Consider the following 13,283-nt stretch of genomic DNA (forward strand, 5'->3'; position numbering starts at 1 on the left):
CCATTACAGCTATGCGCGCACTGCGAACAGCCCGCGCTTTTGTAGGTAGTCGGCAAACTGCGTAGCACTCGGCCGGTCCGGCGCCGCCGGCAACAGCCGACCGCTGGTGTTGGAAATCGTGGCGTACTCGCGAGTTACCGCGCCCTCGACGCGCTCCAGAGTCACAGCCCCCTTTCGTTTGTCGATTGGGTCGATGTCATCCTGATGAATCTCGGCGGCCAGGGCCATCTGGCCGTACTGGATCCGTGCCGGCAGGTAGTTATCCGGCTTGATCTGGCAGTCCAGCTCAACACCCCGGCGCGGCCAGGCCAGCGCCTGCTCGCTGTTCATCTTGCGGCCTTTCCAGGTCATGCCATCCATCACCAAGGCGGCCCGGCGAAGCAATGCTTCCTGCTCAGGAACGCCCGCGGGAATGACCGTACCGAATTTCACGGCATACAGGGCCAAGTCCTCGGCACTCGCGTAGCTTTCGGCGTCAGGCTTGCCGGTGCCGTCCTCGATGATGAGTGTCATGCGTCAACTCGCTGGAATGGTTTGAGATCGGCCGCCGGGTCACCGGCAGCCAGCATTATCACGCCTTGGGCAGATCGGCGACGAGCTTTTCCAAAGATTCTTTCGAGGCGTTGGCCCGGTATGGCACCTTCGCTTCGTCGAGTTTGGCCTTCAGGTTGGCGATTTCCTTCGCCTCGGTATCCACCTGACCGGCTTTGTCGGCCTGCTCAAGAAGGTCGTCCACCTGCAGCTGAAGAGCTTTCAGCTTCTCGACTTCACCGTCACGCTCGCGAATGAGGCTTTCCACACCGGCGTTTACCGCTTCGAACACCTGAAACAGGCGATCAGCGACAGGACCAAGTTCGCCATCCGGGCGCACCAGTTCTTGACCGGCGAATGACTCGACGATCAGACCGACAGATTCGAGTTCTGCACGGAAGGCATCGATATTGACGCTAGAGTTGCCACCATCAATCAGCAGCACCTTCGGTACTTCCTTGACCGTAACGTCAGGCACGTCGTCGGCAGCATCTTCGCGGCTTTCGGTAACGCTTGCGTCGACGATGCGCAGGCCGCTTGCTTTGGCGAGTGCCTTCACATCTTCCTGGTACTGGTGGAATGGACCAGGCAGATACCAGATGTTCTTGTTGCTCATGATCGTGTCCTCGCCAAGCCGGGCACTGGGCCCGACTCGGCTGTCAGGGTTACTTGGAGGCGTCACCGATCAGAGCCACACCGGCGGTGTGCTTAATGCTGGCGGCGGTTTTGTCCCAGTTGGTCCCGGTGCCCAGCTCGGCGTCGGTTGGCGACGCCCCGCCGGTGGCGGTATCCCAGGTGTAACCCTTCAGGCCCAAGCCGAAGGTGTAATCGACCTGAATGGTGGTCTCGATGCGAGCCTTACCGTTGTCGGTGGACACGTTCGAGATGATGTCGCGGTTGTCGTGGACCAGCGCCGAACCGGTGGACAGGCCGAGGATGATCTCCTTGTCCGGGGTGCCAGCCTGCAACAGCGCAGGAGCATCGGTTACCACGGACACTTTGCCCAGGATGTCGACGACGCGAACGTTGCCCGCGACGAACAGGTTGGTGGAGTTGGCGATGGCCTGGCCGATCAGCTTGTGCCAGGTGCTGCCGCGCATCACTTGAGCTACCAAGTTCTGGCTTGCGTCACCGAACTTCGCGTGTGCGTTGTTCAGACCGGCCTGGGTGATACCAGCGGTTGCCGACACATCGTTCACAGCTGCCGCTTGGGCGGTGATCGCAGCCACCAGGGCCGCGATTGCAGTGTTCAGCTGGTCCTTCAGCAGGATCTCGGCAAACGCACGACTGGCAACCTCGATGCCTTGCGCGGTTGGGCGCTGCAACCAGGTCATCTGCGATGGCTCGTAACGAACCGGACCGAAGCCACCGGCGATCTTCACCGAGGTGTTCTTCAGCTCAGTCAGGTCGGTTGCGCTGACTGCGGAGTTGGTCGCGTAACGATCAACACGGCGCTGGGCGGAAGCCAGATTCTGGAAGAACGACTCCTGCAGGTAGTCGCCGGTGAAGCCGTTTGGCGACAGGACAATAGCGCCATTGCTGGCTTGGTTGAACGCGTCGGTCATCTGATCGAGCGTTTCCAGGGTGGCAGGCATGACGAAGTCGTTGAAGACCTGCATTTGAGACAGAGACATGGGTTATTTCCTTACTTGAGAGGGAGATCCGGGAACCGGCTCGCGATCGCGGCCTGTCGTTCCTCTTTGGTGCCGCCGATTTTTCCTTTTGCGGCCCCGCCGCCACCTCCGGCACCGGCAGCCCCGCCGCCAGATGCCTTACTACCCGCGATCAACGGCGCGAAGGCCGTGTCGTTTGCGAATTCTGCTTTCAGCTCATCCAGCGTTGCGGCGGAGAGCTTGCCCTGCTGGTCGAGGACGACCACAACAGGCTTCCCATCGCGCTGCTCGACGCTCAGACGGCGCTCAATGTGCGGCAACAGGGCTTTGGCGCTGCCTGGAATTGCCAGTGCAGATGCAATATCAGTAGCGGTACGGCCAACGGTCAGATCCCGGATCTGTGTGCTCAGCGTCCCACGCTCCTGTTCCAGTAAGCCGTTCAGCTCAGCTTCGCGGCGGTTGAATTTTTCCGACCAGGACTTTTCAAGCTCTTCGACGTTGCCGGATTTGCGAGCGTTTTCTTCACGCTCCAGGCGGGCCTGGTCTTCGGCATCCTTACGCGCCTTGTCGGCGGTCTTCTTCTCGTCCAGCAACTCTTGGACCTTGGATTTCAGGCCAGATACGTCTTCTTGCTGCGGCAGGCCTTCAATACCGAGGACAAACTTGCCTTCCTTCTCGGTGTAGAGCGATTTAACGGAGTCATCGAGACCGTCAAGAGTGTCCAGCTGATATTTCAAACCCATTTGCTTGTCTCCCAGAGACGTTAGTGCAGGCCCTGCCTGCTATTTGATGCCTGCCCGCTCGAACGCCAGAGGCTCAAGAGCCTTCATCTGCACAAGGGTCAGAGGTGAAAAGTTGCGATCAAGCTGCAGCTCGGAGAATCGTTCGATGCTCAGGCCGCCTTCGCGGAACAGCTTGGCGCGGACCGGGCCGATGGCCTTGTCCTGAAACGCCGCTGGCTGCTGCTGGAGCCAGTCGTAATAGCTGAGGTCAGCCCTCACCTGCTGCGCACCGCCGTCGCCTATGGATGCCCTCGTTGCGTCCTTGGCGAACAAGGCGCTAAAGCGAGTCACCGCCACCACTGTCGAGCGACAGTTGATGTGGATCGGCGGCCTCGGCCCCTCAGTCAGCTTGAACCGTTGCTTATCCAGCGTCCGGCACTGGCTGGTGGTCTTCGAATCCAGGGTGCTGACCCACTCCACCGACTGCACGACGTCGCTGTTTTCCTTCAGCGTCTCCATGCGCGCCTGGGTGGCGACGTGCTGCACCGCCGTCCGCACGATGGCGCCGGCGTTGCGGTTGGTCGTGGCCAGGATGCCGTCGTTGTACTGGAGTGCCTTGGTGCCGCGAATGTTCTTGATGATCTGGAAGTTGGTTTGGCCTTCGAAGAAGCCCTGCCTGATCGCACCTGTGAGGCGTTGCCGCTCCGTGGCGGTGAATCCATCAATGAACAACTTGAGCAGCTTCCCGCCGTCGGCACCGCGCACGCTGAGCGGATTGGTCAGGATTGCCGCCCTGATGGCAGTAGCACCTGGCACCGCAGCATCGAAGGTGACGCCCACCGGCGCCGCCCGAGTCAAACTGGTCGCCTCAAACTCGGCCTCGTAGTTGGCGATGTCCACCAGATCGAGGTTCAGCTTCTCGCTGTACCGGTCAAAGATGCCCAACAGCAGGCTATCAACCTCGCTCAGCAGCCGCTCCAGGCGAGCGACGGTGTAATCCGTCAGGTCCGTGCGCGTCAGCCGCTCACGAATCGAGCGGTCGATCTCCTTGAGGAAGGGTGCGAACTTCTTCACCTCTCCCGACTTCAGCTGCTCCAGGAACACCGCATGCCGAATGGTGGCGTCAAGGATTGCTTGGTTTGCCGCCATTCGGAATTACCTCGGTGTCGTCCAGGGCTGGCCCGGTGCTTTGTGCCTCCAGCTCATCCCGGATGTCGTCGTCCGTCTTCTCTGGGTTGATCACGCCGCGATCACGCAGGTACTGCCAGAAGTCGCCTTCGGGTAGCTTGCCGCCCTGAACTGCGTTGAACAGCGCCGCAAGGATCGTTGCATCCAGAGTGATCTGGCTGAAGTCTTGGTTGAGTTTGTAGACCACTTCGCCGGGGGCATTCACGAACTCGGCCATCCACGTAAGGCACTGGCTGTACGCCTCGCTGACGTTGCTCACCACCAGGGAGAGAACGCTGTGCTCGGCGGCGCTGTCGTTGTCGGCCTGGGTTGCGGTCTTCACCGCACTGCCCCGCTCGATCAGCCGGGCACCAAGCGAAACCATGTCCTGTTTCTTGGCGTCCATGGCCTCCTTGGCGACCGTGTTTGGCTGAGCCTGCCATACGCCGCATGCGCCATTCACAGGTAGCAGCCAAGGCGCCCTGGAGCCCAGGAATATCCCGGCCTTTTCGAGGTGGTCGCGCCATTGCTCATCAAGGCCAGACATCCATGGTTGGGGCTGGCCAACCAAGTACGCTGCCTCTTCATAATCCGCGCTGTTGCGGTAATGACCGATATTCACTTCGGCCATGTCGTATAGCGGGGAGTCGTCGATGCTGGTGTCGTTGTTCTCGCTGCCCAGGAACTGGAACGGGATGATGCGCCATGGCTGACCCGAGCCATTCAGTGGGGCGAATGGCGCGACGGTCATCTCCGTCTTGCTGGAGCCCTCCTCCCATACTTCCTGGGTGTATACGCCGGACACATCCAGGCGCAGCACGCGATATTGCACAACCTGCTCGCTGCCGAACCCGTCGTCAGTATCGACGTCGATCTTTTCGCGCAGCACAACCAGGCTCAACAGGTGCTGACCGCCAACCTGGCGCGTCTTCCAGTTAATGATCGACTCAGCCGGGTAGCTGGCGACGTTTGCACGGGCGCGACCGGCTTGCTCGTCTGCTTTGCTCACAGTGCCAGGCTCGACAGCGGCATAGTCCACCAGCAGCCCGTGACGGCCGACCTCGAGCAAATGCCCGATAACCGATTGCGATTGCTGGTAAACGCTGACGCCCTGCCCGTCTATGTCCTTTGTCACGTAGTCGAGCGCACCGGGAACTGTCAACGTTGGCCAGGTGCGGAACACCGCTCCCACCAAGCTGTGTTTCGTCCGCCCAGTGGCGTTGTAGAACACAGCGCGCTTCTTGTACGCGTCGTACCGGTCTCGGTTGTCCTGGGACTTGTCCGAGGCATTCGGCCGGGGCAAGTAATAATCGCCGGCAGCCTTGACCGTTTCCGAGCCCTTGCAGACGTCGCGCACCAAGCGCCAGCGGTATTTCGCCGCCGTGTACTCGGGACGGGTGAAAGTGACATCCGTCATCGAGCGACCCCCATTTTCATTGCGGTGACCGGTTTGATGATCGGGTACTCGCGGTGGATGAAGTAGCCGCCTGCGTCGTTCGCGTGATCGATGCCGGCGGTTTTGTCTGGCTCCCCGTTCGTGCCCCACACCTGCTGCTCCAGGCCATCGGCATAGGTTGGGCAGGTGAAGGGGTTGACCAGGTAGCGGCGCTCGCCCTGCGCATTGCAGAAGACGGCGTTCATTGCGTTGATTCGGTCCTTCACCGGCGGATTTGCCGCTGGAGCGATGACCGCAAAACCTGCCTGCTTGAGCATGGCCAGATCGGTGATGCTGGCGTTCACGGATTTGCGCGAGTCGCCCGAGGCATCCGGATATATCCTGATCTCGCACGTCTTCTTGAAGTCGTTGCCGTCGTGCTGCCAGTAGCGCTCTTTGATGCGGCGGATCATGTCGGGCGTGTCGTAGCCATCGATCAGTTCATCTACCGCCCTGGGAAAGCCCTGATCGCGCTTGACGTGGGTGATCGCCGCCATCTTGCCGACGTTGAAGTCCATCCCAATGAACAGCGGCTCGCCGGGCTGCACAGTGTCGAAGCATCCGTTGAGCTTGCGATCGTAGGCCGTGTAGATCGTGCCGGACGTCAGGTTGACGAACTGGCCTTTGAGGTATGCCATGATCAACTGTGGCGGATACGACTCCATCAGCGAGGCGATGTAGTCATCCGGCAGGTTCAGCTCGTTATCGAACGTGCTGGCCTGCACCAAGCCGTACATCTCTTTGAGCGAAGGCTTGTCGCGCAACTGCTTCACGAATTGCAGGAAGACGAACTTGAAGCCCTCAGGCGTCGTTGTGACGTCCACCCCGTTCTTCAGCCCGGGCAAGTTGTAGCGCATCCGGGCAATGATCTTGCGCCAGGCCTGCTGCGCCTTGACTGCGGTCAGCACGTCCAGCTCATCCACCAGGGCATGGCCGATCTTGAAACCGACAATCGTCTGCGGCTTCTCCATCGACCGACAAATCACAGTGCCGCGGTACTGCCGGCCGCTGTAGATATGAACTTCGTGGTTCGCCTGGTTGATCTTGGTCTTAAGCCCCCAGTCGTAAGCCACCTCATCCATGGTCGGATAGAAGATGTCCCGGATTTGCGGGTAGGTCGGTGCGAAGTAGCCAGCGTTGACGCCAGGCCACTCCATGAAGTGCTTGCTCAGCGCCGAGCATCCCACCCAGGTCTTGCCTGAGCCGAACCCAGCAACGAACGCACGAAACTTGTGGGGCAGCGTGAGGAACTGAGCCTGCGGAACGTTAAGGCTCGGCATTCGGCTTCCTCGCATCCACCACATCGACCTGAATGCGGGTCGGGATCACCGGTTCGTCGCCAGCCTCTTCCTTCCTAGACCGGTTGACGAACATATCGCCGGTTTCCTTTGCAGCCTGCTCAAGTATCTGCATGGCGAGGGGGATGTTCTTCGAGCTATCAGCTCTCTCGAAAGACCGATTCATGGCGCGAAGGCGGAACGCGCGGTTGGCGATCGGGATTTCTGCCGTCTCTTCACGGAATCGCTTACGGGTGTCCTGGAACAGGGTCACCCACTTCACGGCAAGCCCCTTCCCGGCAGACTTAGTTGGGTCGTGCGTCTCCACCTGCTGACGGCTCACCGCAATCCCGTATTCGTTCTTGACGGCCTCCACCACTTGGGACGGTGTGTCAAAGCACGCCAACGCCTGAACGATGAAGCTCTTCACCTCATTTTTCAGGTTCGCCATAGGTTCTCATCCGTCTAGAGCCTGTCAAGAATCAGGCCAGCTTGAGCAGACAGGTTCCGCAAGCCCTCGATATATTCAGTTTCCCCACCTCGGCGGGTTTGTTTGCAGCATCTACCAGCACCTGAACGTCAGGGCTCGCACCATAGCGGCGGACCACACCAACGAACTCTTCTACGTCGTGGCCCTGCAGCTTGATCTTCGGTGCGCCGTCTTGGGTGAATGCTGGTTGACCGTACTTATCGGTCGCGTGAGCCAGGTGATAAAGCTCGTGTTCGATCAAGGCGCAGAACTCAAGGTCGCTGCACTCGGCGCAGTAGTCAGCAGCCAAGGTGATAATGAAGGCAGGTACCTCGCCGAACCAATCACGCATCTGTTGTTCCATTCGAGCCTTCTGCCAACCGCCGGCGCGGAACGCTACCTGCTCGGCTTGGCCCAGCACCGTACGACCCTGCTTGGCGAAGCTCGAAGAAGCCCACATGACCCTGATGTCTGCATCCAGTAGATGGGCATGGTCTTCGTTATGAATGCTGCCGGTGTCGGCGAGGATCTCGGATTGGAGCCATTCCCATACTTCAGGAGCAGGGGTCAGGCGGATGCCGAAGTCTGATAGGTCGGCCAGCTCAAGCAGTGGCTCCGGGGGCATTGGTCTTTGCATCAGCCATCCCCTCGTTGATGATCACCGTGCGGATCGTGCCGCCGGTTCCAGTGTCGCGCTTGGCAGCCATCTGAACCGCCTCGTGCGCAGTGGCCCCCATATCCATGGCAGTGATCGCGTGGTCTGCTCCCGACCCGATTGCATAGGTTGCGTCCAGCAATATCGGGCTCTTCCAGAATCCGTCTTGGACACTGGCACCAACACACCACAGAGAATCGCCATCAGCGACGATGGCCGAGGCGTCCACCTCCTTGGTGACGGTTGCGCCAAAGTAGGCATCCTGCAGAGCGGTGTAGTCACAGGTCTTGCCGCACATCACGAACTTGACGCCCTTCACTTCATGGCACTTCTGATAATCGTCGTAGGTGATTGAGCTGCCGCAGGTGATCTGGGAGTCATAGGCGATCACGCCGTCTTTGTAGGCAATGGTCGTCATTCGATCACCATTTGGTGTGTCTGTGCATGGGCGTGGCCGTGAAGCAGGCTGACTATCAGGCCCTGAGGCAGCCCGGCCTGCTTCGCAGCGTCCACGGCATCAGCAATGGCCTTGTCGAGAGCGCTTACCGCAGCGTTGATGTCCGGGCTCATTGGCAGGACGTGCCGAAGGCGGGTTACTTTGCTCATCTACGAACCTCGCGCCACGATTTGGCGGTTTCGAAAACGTGGCGCGGATTAAGGCGCCTGCCGCTCTACCGCTTCGTTGACCTTCTCGGCCGCCTTGCTCGCGGTGTCAGCGGCCTGGACTGCCGTGTTCGATGCCTCTTGCACCTTGACTGCCGCGTCCTGGGTCTTCTCGGCGAGGTTGGTCAGTCGCAGGTCACGCTTACCAAGCGCTGCGTCATACGCGGCGCGAACCTCGGCAAGCTGCTTGGTGTGTTCAGAGGTAGCCGACCAGACGCCCGCCTGCCAACCCAAGGCAAACCCACCGGTAACCAGCAACAGCGCGATGACCCAAACCTCGGCTCGCCTCCACCAGTGGCGGGCAATGAAGTTGATTGCGCATCTCTCCATCAGGCGATACCTCCAAGCTTGGTGCGCAGGCGGTGTATCTCTTCGCTCTGCTCTGTGACGCGCTCAGTGAGCTGGCCCACCTGACTGGTGAGGGCTTCGATCTTGCCTTCCATGCGGCCCACTGCGGCGGCGAGGTCATTGCGCTCTTTGGCGAACTGATCAGCGCGGGACTCGGCTTCTTTGCGGGCGGCTCGTTCCTGGTTCAGGAGTTCGTTTAGCCGCTTTAGGGTCCCGATGTCGGCGCTGTCCATGGCCCGGTCTGTCGCATCCTTGGACAGGAACTTCCTCAACCACAAAAGACCACCGAGCAAAACAGTGCCGGTACCGCCAAGCCACGCGAACGTGCCAGGGCCAAGGTCGTTAGGATCCATCGCCACTCCATAGAGAAAGGTGGTCGAGGTACGACCTGTACAAATAAGTCGGCTCCAGCAGCACTCCCAGCTCGGAGCAATGGGTGTGGTGGAGCCGAAAACGAAAAGGCCTGCTAAGTGGCAGGCCAGGAATTAGCGTGAACGATGAAGCAGCCCGCCAGGCTGGAGCTCGGCGCGAATCACTTCTTTGACCTTCTCAGTAACGGAACCGTCGATCCGATCCACCTTCTCTCTCAGCGCCTGCCCGAGAGCGGTCTCGTCAATGCTGGCAGCGATATCGCGGAGTATTTCTGATGCATCGCGACCGTTGACTGCAAAACGGTCAGCGTTGATCACGAACTGCGAGTTAATGCCTACCCCGAAGCCTGCAAATACCGGCTGCCCCAACGAGTTAAGTTTCACCTTCACGCTCCAATCATCCTGCCAGGGCGACGCGATAGTGCCGTCCTTGACGAATGCTTCATTGAGGTAGGTTGCGCCATCGACAACCTTGAAAGGCTCAAGCTGGGCAGGCTTTGTCAGATCACCGATCCGCCATCGAACCACTCCATCGATAATCGTCGTAGTGCATCCGCCTGCACGCACGATCCGTGTGCCGGTCATTTTTGCCTTCTCCAGGCGCGCGACAATCTCTTCATGAGTTTCTTGGCGATCGTAGGACAGCGTGGTTCTGACGTCGGAACCGTCGCAGTCGAACGAAAAATCTTTGGTCGCGAACTGGGCATTGTCGCGGTACTCGGCCGGGATCTTAGCCACCTCGGCGCCGATGAATGCATAGCGTTCGATAGCATTGGCTGGCAGATCGTACTCAGACCACTCACCAGCGGTCACAGTAATCGTCTGCGGCTCGGCGCTTGAGGAAGGGCGCGTCGGGTTGATCTCGAACTCACCGGTGCTGTCGATCTTCCAGCCGGAAACGCCCGGCACGTAGTTGCTGGATTGGATAGAGCCGGACATTTGCTGTACTCCAGAGACAGAAAAGCCCCGGCAAATGCCGAGGCCCTGAATAGGTGCGCGGTCTTTCCCGCTGTCAGCCAAAGACAATCCCGGCGTCGACGCCCCAATGCATCGATCTCGCCGTTCTGGTCTCGCGCCACTCTGGAAGTCTGGTGTGAACAGAGCGCACGGGCTGCCGGTGTTCTTTCGTGACGCGTGACTTCCGGCTATACCGCGTCCAGGGGTCCCGAAGGCTGTCCTGGCTACAGGTTAATTCATTTGTAGCGCCCACAAAAAAGCCCGACACGGTGGTCGGGCTTTTTTGATCCACTCCTACATGCGCAGGAATGACAGGATGGGGAGATAATGGCTCATTGGCTCAGTCTTCGTCAAGCGACTTCTGATATCACAAGGCCTTCCTGCTCAAGAATGTGCTGAGCCTCCACCAAGGCACGGTCCACGCTGCTCTCCAGGGCCTTGCGAATATCCCGTCTCCACCGCTCCTGGGTCTTGATCGGGTGCGGCTCGTTCGACCAGTTGTCCATCTCGTACCAGCCGGCCGGCAGCACGTTGGTGGAGCGCTTGCCGTCAACACCAGGAAGCCGAGGCAACGCCCAAGTCACCACAGCGCAGTGCCGGAATCGTTCCGGCGCCGGCGAGCGCATCACCCGGGTCAGCTCGGCAATAGCTGCGTGCTTGCGTTCGGTATCCGTGGAGAACTTCGCCACCAGGGCCCGCCAGTGCTCGGCCGACAAGGCCTTGTGTAGCCGACCGAACACCCAGCAGTCCTGAAGAAACGCTGCCTCCTTGCCAACGATCTCCCCCTTTTGCTTGGCACACTGCACCTTGGGCTCGAAGTCACAGCCGCCGGCGGAACTGATGGTCTCGGCCGCGAGGGCTCGAACTACTGCTGAAACAACGTTGCGATAGGTCATGCTGCAGCCCTCTTGAGTTCTCTGGTCTTTGCCCGGTATTCGGCGGTGATGGCTTTCAGTTGCTCGATGGGTATTGGCTTCTTGCCTGGCCTGGCGAACACTGCATCTATCGGATCAAGCCCCTCCCTTATGCGGTTCACGATTGATCGCACAGATACGGTAACGCCCGGCTCCCGAGACCATTCGGAAGCGGTTAGGGTGTAGCCTTCAATCGTTATTGCCACGGCGTTACTTCTTTCGTGCTTGTGATTGGTCTTACGTGGCGAAGGAAGCGGCTTGCGGCCGTTGTGGGTGATCTTGCGACCGAAAAGCGCCTCAAAATCAGACATCCCTGATCTTTTGCGGCGCATAACAGTGGCGCCGGCGACCGCTACTCGTGGGTCTTCGCCCCATTGGGTGGCGGTCTTTCGCACACCCTCGAACTCAATCAGGCCGATGTCAGTGAGGCTGGCGTAGCTCTCTTGGGTGAATCCACGCCTCGTATTGCAGCCCCGACAAAGGATGCGCAGGTTGCTGCGCTCGTTGTTTTGACGGTTTTCGTCAATATGATCGACGTGGCAGGTCAGCCAAGTCTCATGCTTCCCGCATAGCTCACAATCTCGGCACCCAGGCCCAACTTCGGCCCACATGACATGTCGATGCTCAAAAACGTAGCCACCCTTGTCTGCGAGCGCATGGCCCGGCTCGTACACGCGGATGTAACCATTTGGCGTGATTACGCGTTGCTGACGGCTTGTAGGAAGCTTGTCGGTTGTCCCGTTCCGCATCACACGGAAGTAATGCATCTGGCAAAGCTGGGCGGCCTGATACCTGGCGGCACGACCACAATTATCTACGCGGCATGGCATTGGATTCGGGCCTCCAGGCGACGGCACTTCTTGGCGAAAACCGCCTTCAAGCGCTTTAGGTATTGGATTTCATGGCGGACCAGTTCCTGATTGCACTCCAGCCACACAACCTTTTCCGCGCCGATCTTCTCGACCAGGCGGGGCCGGTAAACCATGATGTTTCCGCTCAGGTGGGCATTGCACTGGGAGCAGGATTTGTTCATGTTCCATAGGTTGAATCTGAGGTGTGCGGCGGCGCCCACGCTGCGAAAGTGCGAGCAATGCCATTGGCCACCCCAGCTCGCCGGCTTGTCGCAGCTGATGCAGCCCAGATGAGCGTCACGTAGGCGGACATACCGGTTGATTACTGCCTGGGCCTCTTTGGCGTGATCCGCCCTGCTCTTCAGCTTCTCCTTGCGCACCTTGATGTCCTTCCGCTCGATTTGTGCCAGAGCCTTGCGCGCCTTGGGTTCATGCCGTGGAGCATCGATCATTGCGCACGCCGGGCTGCATACCGCTTGGCCCATCCGCGAAGGGACGAATGAGGCCCTGCAAGTAGCAACGCGGCATTTCTTCGGCTTGGCCGGCTTCCGTTCGATGGTCATACAACCTCCTTGGCTTTCTGCTGCTCATGGGTGAAGTTGCCGCGCAGGGGCATCAGGTTCTTTTCGTGCTTAACCGCGTGCATGCATCTGAATTTGCAAAGCCATCCGCCTACTCCGGCCGCAGGCCTGAATTCGTAAACCTTGCCCGTGGTGGGTGATACGATCAGGTCGCCAGGCATTACAAATCGCAATAGTTCTGCGGTCTCGCCCAGATACCCGCCTGAAATCACCAGCGCCAGGTCGCCCGGGTTGAAGTTATGGCTCATCAGTAGCGCCCTCCCCAGTTGTCTTTCTGCGTCCACCGCACCTGGTGCTCGGCGCCGAAGCAATGAACCCACTCGATCAACTCGCCGCACTGCTTCACGGTGAGCTTGCTTGTGCGCTCGTAGATGACGTCGAAGCCGTTGCCGTCTACCGCTGGTATCATCTGCGGCTGATCGCCAGACTCGCGCAGCCAGGCGGCCGTCAGCAGGCGCTTCCAGATCAGGACATCCCACTTCTTCCCGGCATGCTCGACTTGGGAAGCGATATCTGCCAGCGCCGCGTGCAGGGCCTTGTTCTGCTCCCCGCTGCGGTCCACTTCGGTGATGGCCAGCTTCTTTGGCCTGGCCAGGTCCAGGCCGGCGATGTAGCCCATGGCCTTGTTGCGGTCTGATTCGTTGCGGATCTGGAGGCTGGTCACTTGCCCCACCCCGCGAAAGCACTGGACGGACGGTAATAACTTGGGCGTCCAAACCATGTCCCAGG

At 59.7% G+C, this 13,283-nt stretch carries 19 protein-coding genes; all 19 read right to left on the reverse strand.

Translation table 11 applies throughout. The features are described from left to right. Positions 1 to 9 precede the first annotated feature (9 nt). The 19 genes from V6M90_RS28420 to V6M90_RS28510 all read right to left on the reverse strand — a co-directional run bounded on the left by V6M90_RS28420 (position 10) and on the right by V6M90_RS28510 (position 13,218). Positions 10 to 513 (reverse strand): DnaT-like ssDNA-binding protein, encoded by a 504-nt coding sequence (locus V6M90_RS28420; RefSeq protein WP_332847548.1) that lies wholly within the window; start codon positions 511 to 513, stop codon positions 10 to 12. Between the two features lie 58 nt (positions 514 to 571). Beyond that, positions 572 to 1,147, reverse strand: coding sequence for a hypothetical protein (locus tag V6M90_RS28425; RefSeq protein ID WP_332847549.1), 576 nt, complete (start codon positions 1,145 to 1,147; stop codon positions 572 to 574). A gap of 49 nt (positions 1,148 to 1,196) precedes the next feature. Beyond that, positions 1,197 to 2,165, reverse strand: coding sequence for a major capsid protein (locus V6M90_RS28430; protein WP_332847550.1), 969 nt, complete (start codon positions 2,163 to 2,165; stop codon positions 1,197 to 1,199). A gap of 11 nt (positions 2,166 to 2,176) precedes the next feature. After that, positions 2,177 to 2,887 carry a hypothetical protein gene (locus V6M90_RS28435; RefSeq protein WP_332847551.1) on the reverse strand — a complete coding sequence of 237 codons (711 nt, stop codon included), beginning with the start codon at positions 2,885 to 2,887 and terminating at the stop codon, positions 2,177 to 2,179. A gap of 39 nt (positions 2,888 to 2,926) precedes the next feature. Next, positions 2,927 to 4,015 (reverse strand): minor capsid protein, encoded by a 1,089-nt coding sequence (locus V6M90_RS28440; protein ID WP_332847552.1) that lies wholly within the window; start codon positions 4,013 to 4,015, stop codon positions 2,927 to 2,929. Next, positions 3,990 to 5,450: a DUF4055 domain-containing protein gene (locus V6M90_RS28445; protein WP_332847553.1), complete on the reverse strand. Its 1,461-nt coding sequence runs from the start codon at positions 5,448 to 5,450 to the stop codon at positions 3,990 to 3,992. Before V6M90_RS28445 ends, V6M90_RS28440 begins: the two co-directional genes overlap by 26 nt. Beyond that, positions 5,447 to 6,748 (reverse strand): terminase large subunit domain-containing protein, encoded by a 1,302-nt coding sequence (locus V6M90_RS28450; RefSeq protein ID WP_332847554.1) that lies wholly within the window; start codon positions 6,746 to 6,748, stop codon positions 5,447 to 5,449. The genes V6M90_RS28445 and V6M90_RS28450 overlap by 4 nt, the downstream gene beginning before the upstream one ends. Beyond that, positions 6,735 to 7,196: a DUF2280 domain-containing protein gene (locus V6M90_RS28455; RefSeq protein WP_332847555.1), complete on the reverse strand. Its 462-nt coding sequence runs from the start codon at positions 7,194 to 7,196 to the stop codon at positions 6,735 to 6,737. The genes V6M90_RS28450 and V6M90_RS28455 overlap by 14 nt, the downstream gene beginning before the upstream one ends. Positions 7,197 to 7,227: 31 nt before the next feature. Beyond that, positions 7,228 to 7,851 carry a putative metallopeptidase gene (locus V6M90_RS28460; RefSeq protein WP_332847556.1) on the reverse strand — a complete coding sequence of 208 codons (624 nt, stop codon included), beginning with the start codon at positions 7,849 to 7,851 and terminating at the stop codon, positions 7,228 to 7,230. Further along, positions 7,817 to 8,287, reverse strand: a complete 471-nt coding sequence (locus tag V6M90_RS28465) for an Ntn hydrolase family protein (protein WP_332847557.1) — start codon at positions 8,285 to 8,287, stop codon at positions 7,817 to 7,819. The genes V6M90_RS28460 and V6M90_RS28465 overlap by 35 nt, the downstream gene beginning before the upstream one ends. Then, positions 8,284 to 8,475 carry a hypothetical protein gene (locus V6M90_RS28470; RefSeq protein WP_332847558.1) on the reverse strand — a complete coding sequence of 64 codons (192 nt, stop codon included), beginning with the start codon at positions 8,473 to 8,475 and terminating at the stop codon, positions 8,284 to 8,286. Before V6M90_RS28470 ends, V6M90_RS28465 begins: the two co-directional genes overlap by 4 nt. A gap of 48 nt (positions 8,476 to 8,523) precedes the next feature. Continuing rightward, positions 8,524 to 8,862: a hypothetical protein gene (locus V6M90_RS28475; protein ID WP_332847559.1), complete on the reverse strand. Its 339-nt coding sequence runs from the start codon at positions 8,860 to 8,862 to the stop codon at positions 8,524 to 8,526. Next, entirely contained in the window at positions 8,862 to 9,233 is a 372-nt protein-coding gene (locus V6M90_RS28480; protein ID WP_332847560.1) for a chemotaxis protein, read from the reverse strand. Before V6M90_RS28480 ends, V6M90_RS28475 begins: the two co-directional genes overlap by 1 nt. A gap of 132 nt (positions 9,234 to 9,365) precedes the next feature. Continuing rightward, positions 9,366 to 10,190, reverse strand: a complete 825-nt coding sequence (locus V6M90_RS28485) for a DUF1983 domain-containing protein (RefSeq protein ID WP_332847561.1) — start codon at positions 10,188 to 10,190, stop codon at positions 9,366 to 9,368. Positions 10,191 to 10,558: 368 nt separating this feature from the next. Further along, a complete protein-coding gene (locus V6M90_RS28490; protein WP_332847562.1) occupies positions 10,559 to 11,104 on the reverse strand; it encodes a hypothetical protein in 546 nt (181 codons plus the stop codon). Further along, positions 11,101 to 11,889, reverse strand: a complete 789-nt coding sequence (locus V6M90_RS28495; RefSeq protein WP_332847563.1) for an HNH endonuclease signature motif containing protein — start codon at positions 11,887 to 11,889, stop codon at positions 11,101 to 11,103. The genes V6M90_RS28490 and V6M90_RS28495 overlap by 4 nt, the downstream gene beginning before the upstream one ends. A 47-nt stretch (positions 11,890 to 11,936) precedes the next feature. Beyond that, positions 11,937 to 12,536, reverse strand: a complete 600-nt coding sequence (locus V6M90_RS28500; RefSeq protein WP_332847564.1) for a recombination protein NinG — start codon at positions 12,534 to 12,536, stop codon at positions 11,937 to 11,939. After that, a complete protein-coding gene (locus tag V6M90_RS28505; protein WP_332847565.1) occupies positions 12,533 to 12,802 on the reverse strand; it encodes a hypothetical protein in 270 nt (89 codons plus the stop codon). The genes V6M90_RS28500 and V6M90_RS28505 overlap by 4 nt, the downstream gene beginning before the upstream one ends. Then, positions 12,802 to 13,218, reverse strand: a complete 417-nt coding sequence (locus V6M90_RS28510) for a recombination protein NinB (RefSeq protein ID WP_332847566.1) — start codon at positions 13,216 to 13,218, stop codon at positions 12,802 to 12,804. Before V6M90_RS28510 ends, V6M90_RS28505 begins: the two co-directional genes overlap by 1 nt. Positions 13,219 to 13,283 lie beyond the last annotated feature (65 nt).

This window comes from Pseudomonas lactucae (assembly GCF_036688725.1).
In the GTDB taxonomy this organism is placed as follows: domain Bacteria; phylum Pseudomonadota; class Gammaproteobacteria; order Pseudomonadales; family Pseudomonadaceae; genus Aquipseudomonas; species Aquipseudomonas lactucae.

What these genes read in the sequence shown, in the direction of transcription:
- V6M90_RS28485 (WP_332847561.1), bottom strand. Translation starts at nt 10,190, where the DNA reads ATGTCCGGCTCTATCCAATCCAGCAACTACGTGCCGGGCGTTTCCGGC.
- V6M90_RS28465 (WP_332847557.1), bottom strand. Translation starts at nt 8,287, where the DNA reads ATGACGACCATTGCCTACAAAGACGGCGTGATCGCCTATGACTCCCAG.
- V6M90_RS28450 (WP_332847554.1), bottom strand. Translation starts at nt 6,748, where the DNA reads ATGCCGAGCCTTAACGTTCCGCAGGCTCAGTTCCTCACGCTGCCCCAC.
- V6M90_RS28480 (WP_332847560.1), bottom strand. Translation starts at nt 9,233, where the DNA reads ATGGATCCTAACGACCTTGGCCCTGGCACGTTCGCGTGGCTTGGCGGT.
- V6M90_RS28455 (WP_332847555.1), bottom strand. Translation starts at nt 7,196, where the DNA reads ATGGCGAACCTGAAAAATGAGGTGAAGAGCTTCATCGTTCAGGCGTTG.
- V6M90_RS28430 (WP_332847550.1), bottom strand. Translation starts at nt 2,165, where the DNA reads ATGTCTCTGTCTCAAATGCAGGTCTTCAACGACTTCGTCATGCCTGCC.
- V6M90_RS28505 (WP_332847565.1), bottom strand. Translation starts at nt 12,802, where the DNA reads ATGAGCCATAACTTCAACCCGGGCGACCTGGCGCTGGTGATTTCAGGC.
- V6M90_RS28420 (WP_332847548.1), bottom strand. Translation starts at nt 513, where the DNA reads ATGACACTCATCATCGAGGACGGCACCGGCAAGCCTGACGCCGAAAGC.
- V6M90_RS28435 (WP_332847551.1), bottom strand. Translation starts at nt 2,887, where the DNA reads ATGGGTTTGAAATATCAGCTGGACACTCTTGACGGTCTCGATGACTCC.
- V6M90_RS28460 (WP_332847556.1), bottom strand. Translation starts at nt 7,851, where the DNA reads ATGCAAAGACCAATGCCCCCGGAGCCACTGCTTGAGCTGGCCGACCTA.
- V6M90_RS28490 (WP_332847562.1), bottom strand. Translation starts at nt 11,104, where the DNA reads ATGACCTATCGCAACGTTGTTTCAGCAGTAGTTCGAGCCCTCGCGGCC.
- V6M90_RS28500 (WP_332847564.1), bottom strand. Translation starts at nt 12,536, where the DNA reads ATGACCATCGAACGGAAGCCGGCCAAGCCGAAGAAATGCCGCGTTGCT.
- V6M90_RS28425 (WP_332847549.1), bottom strand. Translation starts at nt 1,147, where the DNA reads ATGAGCAACAAGAACATCTGGTATCTGCCTGGTCCATTCCACCAGTAC.
- V6M90_RS28475 (WP_332847559.1), bottom strand. Translation starts at nt 8,862, where the DNA reads ATGGAGAGATGCGCAATCAACTTCATTGCCCGCCACTGGTGGAGGCGA.
- V6M90_RS28470 (WP_332847558.1), bottom strand. Translation starts at nt 8,475, where the DNA reads ATGAGCAAAGTAACCCGCCTTCGGCACGTCCTGCCAATGAGCCCGGAC.
- V6M90_RS28495 (WP_332847563.1), bottom strand. Translation starts at nt 11,889, where the DNA reads ATGCATTACTTCCGTGTGATGCGGAACGGGACAACCGACAAGCTTCCT.
- V6M90_RS28445 (WP_332847553.1), bottom strand. Translation starts at nt 5,450, where the DNA reads ATGACGGATGTCACTTTCACCCGTCCCGAGTACACGGCGGCGAAATAC.
- V6M90_RS28440 (WP_332847552.1), bottom strand. Translation starts at nt 4,015, where the DNA reads ATGGCGGCAAACCAAGCAATCCTTGACGCCACCATTCGGCATGCGGTG.